Origin of the sequence: Bradyrhizobium sp. Mp27 (assembly GCF_029953005.1) — a bacterium.
GTDB lineage: Bacteria > Pseudomonadota > Alphaproteobacteria > Rhizobiales > Xanthobacteraceae > Bradyrhizobium > Bradyrhizobium barranii.
Genome location: NZ_JASAUS010000314.1, coordinates 1 through 4,607, shown reverse-complemented (window position 1 = coordinate 4,607; position 4,607 = coordinate 1). Strand labels below are relative to the sequence as shown.

The window sequence follows — 4,607 nt, the reverse complement described above, 5'->3', positions numbered from 1 at the left end:
CGCATACAACGACAGAGCCGAGCCCTTCGTCTGGACCAAGAAAAAGGTCCGTCAACGCCGTTTCAAAGGCCGCCGTATCACTCAGCTCTGATTCCGGGTACTAGAGCTCGAAGCGATGGGATGGCGCTTGGACGGCGATGGCAAACTCCAGGTGTTCCGTGAGCCGTCACGGCCTCGATACGGTCCATCTCCGTCACTGGGCTTAAGATTTCGGGAAAAACTGGAAACCTCCGCTCGGGCGATGAGTTGCCGTCCCAAGATGTCAATTTTGTTGGACCCGGAACATGGTCGACGAAGCCCTGCGGCGGCGAGCCGTGGATACGGTTTGGTCCCTCTATCGCGCGAAGCATCGCGACGTGGGTGCCGCGGACAGCCGGCGTTGTCTGCTGCGGCGCCACCTTCAAGGAAGATGGGAAGCGCGCGTGAGCGAAGTCGAAGAACTGACCGGATTCGGCCTGGCCTACTTGAACCGTCTCCCCAAGGACGAATGTTGAGGCTTATGGAGAAGCTCGTCAGGCAATTGGTGGCAAGCACCGCGAGGCCGGACTGGACGCTGTTGATCATCTCCGAGCTCGTTTCGGCTGCCATCATGCTGATCCTCCTATTGATGTTTCCAGTCTGAAGGATCGGCAAGATGCGCATTGCTCAGCTTGCTCCCCTCGCCGAAAGCGTTCCCCCAAAGCTCTATGGCGGCACCGAGCGGGTCGTGGCGTGGTTGGTGGACGAGTTGGTAGAGTTCGGTCACGAGGTCACACTATTCGCGAGCGGCGACTCCAGGACGAAAGGCAAACTCCATCCCGTGTGGCCACGCGCGCTGCGCCTCGGTCGGAAGGGCGTGGACCCCAATGCGGCCAGTGCCGTGCTGCTGGAGGCCATCGCCAGGCGCGCGAAAGATTTCGACGTGATCCACGCACACATCGATTGGTTGCCGCTTCCGCTGCTAAGCCGGCTCGGCGTGCCCTTCCTGACCACGATGCATGGTCGGCTAGACCTCCCCGGCCTGCCGGACGTGGTGCGCGAGTTTCCCGGCGCCGGCTTCATCTCGATATCCGAGCACCAGCGCGTGCCGCTTCCTGACGCGAACTGGATCGCCACGATCCAGCACGGGCTGCCTTCGCACCTCTTCCGCCCTTCTTTCGATGAGGGATCCTATCTCGCCTTCCTCGGTCGCCTTACGGCGGAGAAAGGTCCCGAGGACGCGATCCAGATCGCGCGGGCGGCCGGAGAGCCACTGCGCATCGCCGCCAAGATCCCGCGCGGTGAGACCGGATACTTCAAGAAGAAGCTTGAGCCGCACATAGATGGTCGAACGGTTCAGCTTGTCGGGGAAGTCGATGATGCGAAAAAGCAGCCGTTCCTCGCCGACGCAGCGGCCCTCCTGTTCCCGATCGATTGGCCTGAGCCCTTCGGTCTTGTCATGATAGAGGCGATGGCTTGCGGGACGCCCGTGATCGCCTACCGATCCGGATCTGTGCCGGAAGTCGTTGAGCACGGCGTGACGGGTTTCATCGTCGAGAATGAGGAGCAGGCGGTAAGGGCGGTTGGCGAGCTTGGCCGTCTCGACCGGAGGGTAGTCCGCGCCCGCTTCGAAGCGCGCTTCTCCGCAAGCCGGATGGCGCGAGAGTATGAGCGCGCCTACCGAGGCTTGATCGCCGATCCCGGCGTGAAGGAAACGGACCTTTGCCCAGGTGCTCAGCCATCGATACCATGAAAGGATTTGGCGATGTGGCCTCGAAAGGTGAAACACATCATTGTTCTCCTGGCCGTGATGGCCGGCCCGGCGGCGCGGTGCGCCGAAATGGGCGCGGCTGCTATCGATGCCGCCGAACCATCGAAGAAGATCTTGTCGAACGAGAAGCCGACGCCGGCGGGGGTTCGGTTACAAGTCCTGCTCGACCGGGCCCACTTCTCGCCAGGTGAGATCGACGGCAGATTCGGCGAGAACGCGAAGAAGGCCCTACGCGCCTTCGCGGAGGCGCGGCAATTGCCGAGCTCAGACGTTCCGACCGAGGACGTCTGGAACGCACTGCGCGCGGACGATCGGCGGGTCACGGCGAACTACACGATCACCGAGCAGGATGTCGCCGGACCTTTTCTTAGCAAGCTCCCGTCGAAGATGGAGGAAATGAAAGACCTGCCGAAGCTGGGTTTCACCAGTCCGCGAGAAGGACTGGCCGAGAAATTCCATATGAGCGAGCGACTGCTGGCGGCGCTCAATCCCGGGCAGCGCTTCGACCGCCCCGGCGACGACATCATCGTGGTGGATACCGGCAGTGCAGAGGCCGGCGCGCCGTCGAGGGCGGACAGGGTCGAGGTCGACAAGAGTCGGCAGACCGTGAAGCTGTTCGACAAGTCTAACGTGCTTATCGGCTTCTATCCGGCAACGGTCGGGAGCGAGGAGAAGCCGTCGCCATCCGGTACTCTGAAGGTGACCGAGGTCGACCGAAATCCGACCTATCGCTACAATCCGGACTACCACTTCAAGGGCGTTCAATCCCGAAAACCTTTCACCATCAAGCCGGGCCCCAACAATCCGGTCGGAACGGTGTGGATCAACCTCACCGCTGAAGGATACGGCATTCATGGCACACCCTCGCCCGACAAGGTCTCGAAGGCGGAATCCCATGGCTGCGTCCGTCTGACTAACTGGGATGCGGAGCGGGTTGCAACGAGCGTCGCGAAGGGCACTCCGATCGCCTTCGTCGACGGCTCACGATGACAGCAAATGCACCGCGAGCGTGGCCCCCTGGCGCCGATTGGCGTGAATGACTCCGGTCGGTCAGGTCGGCGAGTGTTTATCGAGGTAATTGCAGCATCGAACCCGGAACCTGTTCTGGCGTTGAGTAGCCTGGGGTTGGCGCCGGCTGTTTATCGAGGAGCCATTGGAGGAGGAGCGGAATGGATACGGCCGAAGGTTCGAGCGCTAGCTTCCCTACCAGGCTGCCTCGCGACGCACACTAAGCCGCCGGAGCTTACGCCCGCCGACGGCAACGGCGGTGAAGAGCTTTTTCAAGGCAGCTATAACACTCGTTTGCGACCCTTATGTTCCGAACGTTCAGACGTCACGGTTTCGGACTTGGCGGCGGCGTGGGTGCGGCTTGAGGAGGCTGAGAGGGCATCGAATTGCTCGGCTGCTGCGGCGCTATGGCATCGCCGCCTGCATGAGGAACGCACGTACCGATGTTGCTTAGCAGGCGTTTGGCCTGGAGGTCGCGCATCTTTGAGTATTCGCGTCGTCGCTCGATATTTGCCGCGGCCCATCGGTCCCAGACCTCGAAGGCGTCGGTGTAGTGCTTTCGCATCTGCTCCTCGGCGGCAAGGCAATCGGCGAATTTGTCGAAGACCAGGTCGGTGTTGACCGGTGTCATGCCTCCTACCAGAACAACGAGCATCCATTTCATCTGTTTGTGCCTTTCGCGCCGGACGGATACTCGCGTTTACGCGAAGAATTTCCGGTCACCGCGGTTAGATAGCCCGTCGACTGCGACGGGCCACAAAACCGTAGACAAAAAGCACGATGATGGCGCCCACGACCGCCCCCACCAGCCCTGCGCCTTCTCCGGGCCGATACCAGCCTAGTGACTGGCCAAGATAGGTCGCAACGAACGCTCCCACTATTCCCAGGATCGTGGTCAGGATGAAGCCGGAGGGCTCGTTGTCGCCAGGCATGATGAACTTCGCGATGACGCCTGCGACGAAGCCAATGATGATCGTCCAGATGATGCTCATGTCTCTCCCCTAGCCTTGCGATCCCGATGGAGCCGGAAGACGTCCGTCAGGCGTGTATTTGTCCACCGCCGCCGGCAGCTCGCGAGACAATCGGTCGAGAATCTCCTGCTGCGACAGGCCGGTCTGCTGCTCCAGTTTTTGAAGGACGTCCGGACCGATAGCGTGCTGGAGTTCGGGCAGGGTGACTTCCCGGTTTGGCCCTTGATTGATCCAGGATTGGGCCGCATCGCCCTGTCCGTTCTGCTTGAAGTGCTCGAGCAACTCGCCGATCCCGCCGTTCAGCAGCGAACTCACGCCGCCGCCTCCCACAAGGCCGCCAAGATTGCCGAGCATACCGCTCAGGGAATCCTTGGCACCCGCCGGCTGACCGGAGGTAGCGTTGCGAAACATGTCGGCGAGCTTGTCCCGATTTTGGTAACCGGCGATTGCGAGCATACCCAAGAGGGCGGTCATTGATGGCATTCCGCGACTCATCTTCGGCTCCTGAGTTCGATGGGCAAACATACGCAAGAAAAGGGCGACCCGCCTTGGCGGGCCGCCGGGTAATTCATCGCAGGCCGGTGCCGTAGAGTTGGCGCTCTCTCCGGACCTCCTCCGCGCCATAAGGCTGGGCGGATGGATCATAATTTTTCCACCCTGCCTTCTGCCAGGCTGCGCTCCGGTCGCGCAGGTTGACGGCGGACCGATTCAGGATCGCTTCGTATCGCGCCCGATCCGCATCCGGCACACGAGCTGAAACCAGCGTGCCGCCGCGCCTCACACCTTCAGCGTAGAGTGGTGCTTCCTCATCGGATACGCCGGCCTGCGTCAGCGCCCCAACGACCCCGCCTGTGGCGCCGCCGGCAACGGCACCGAGCGCGGTCGATGCGAGCCATCCG

Annotated in this window: 6 protein-coding genes and 1 pseudogene; 3 read left to right on the top strand and 4 right to left on the bottom strand. The window is 61.9% G+C overall.

Annotation, left to right across the window (positions count from 1 at the left end; all coding sequences use genetic code 11):
- Window positions 1-284 precede the first annotated feature (284 nt).
- The 3 genes from QJT78_RS48740 (at window position 285) to QJT78_RS48730 (ending at window position 2,719) form a co-directional block, all read left to right on the top strand.
- Window positions 285-494, top strand: a complete 210-nt coding sequence (locus QJT78_RS48740; RefSeq protein WP_028153933.1) for a hypothetical protein — start codon at window positions 285-287, stop codon at window positions 492-494.
- 140 nt (window positions 495-634) lie between these two features.
- Complete coding sequence (locus QJT78_RS48735) at window positions 635-1,711, top strand: glycosyltransferase family 4 protein (RefSeq protein WP_049808102.1); 1,077 nt, start codon at window positions 635-637, stop codon at window positions 1,709-1,711.
- 57 nt (window positions 1,712-1,768) lie between these two features.
- A complete protein-coding gene (locus tag QJT78_RS48730; RefSeq protein WP_240537854.1) occupies window positions 1,769-2,719 on the top strand; it encodes a L,D-transpeptidase family protein in 951 nt (316 codons plus the stop codon).
- Between the two features lie 343 nt (window positions 2,720-3,062).
- Here QJT78_RS48730 and QJT78_RS48725 read toward each other — a convergent pair whose 3' ends face one another.
- From QJT78_RS48725 to QJT78_RS48710, 4 genes and pseudogenes are all read right to left on the bottom strand, one after another.
- Window positions 3,063-3,401: a hypothetical protein gene (locus QJT78_RS48725; RefSeq protein WP_038945700.1), complete on the bottom strand. Its 339-nt coding sequence runs from the start codon at window positions 3,399-3,401 to the stop codon at window positions 3,063-3,065.
- A gap of 64 nt (window positions 3,402-3,465) precedes the next feature.
- Window positions 3,466-3,729, bottom strand: a complete 264-nt coding sequence (locus QJT78_RS48720; RefSeq protein ID WP_028153935.1) for a GlsB/YeaQ/YmgE family stress response membrane protein — start codon at window positions 3,727-3,729, stop codon at window positions 3,466-3,468.
- A 9-nt stretch (window positions 3,730-3,738) separates the two neighbouring features.
- Window positions 3,739-4,203, bottom strand: a complete 465-nt coding sequence (locus tag QJT78_RS48715; protein ID WP_028153936.1) for a YidB family protein — start codon at window positions 4,201-4,203, stop codon at window positions 3,739-3,741.
- 73 nt (window positions 4,204-4,276) lie between these two features.
- A pseudogene (locus tag QJT78_RS48710) lies at window positions 4,277-4,607 on the bottom strand (hypothetical protein); the annotation flags it as partial.

What these genes read in the sequence shown, in the direction of transcription:
- QJT78_RS48740 (WP_028153933.1), top strand. Translation starts at nt 285, where the DNA reads ATGGTCGACGAAGCCCTGCGGCGGCGAGCCGTGGATACGGTTTGGTCC.
- QJT78_RS48735 (WP_049808102.1), top strand. Translation starts at nt 635, where the DNA reads ATGCGCATTGCTCAGCTTGCTCCCCTCGCCGAAAGCGTTCCCCCAAAG.
- QJT78_RS48730 (WP_240537854.1), top strand. Translation starts at nt 1,769, where the DNA reads ATGGCCGGCCCGGCGGCGCGGTGCGCCGAAATGGGCGCGGCTGCTATC.
- QJT78_RS48725 (WP_038945700.1), bottom strand. Translation starts at nt 3,401, where the DNA reads ATGAAATGGATGCTCGTTGTTCTGGTAGGAGGCATGACACCGGTCAAC.
- QJT78_RS48720 (WP_028153935.1), bottom strand. Translation starts at nt 3,729, where the DNA reads ATGAGCATCATCTGGACGATCATCATTGGCTTCGTCGCAGGCGTCATC.
- QJT78_RS48715 (WP_028153936.1), bottom strand. Translation starts at nt 4,203, where the DNA reads ATGAGTCGCGGAATGCCATCAATGACCGCCCTCTTGGGTATGCTCGCA.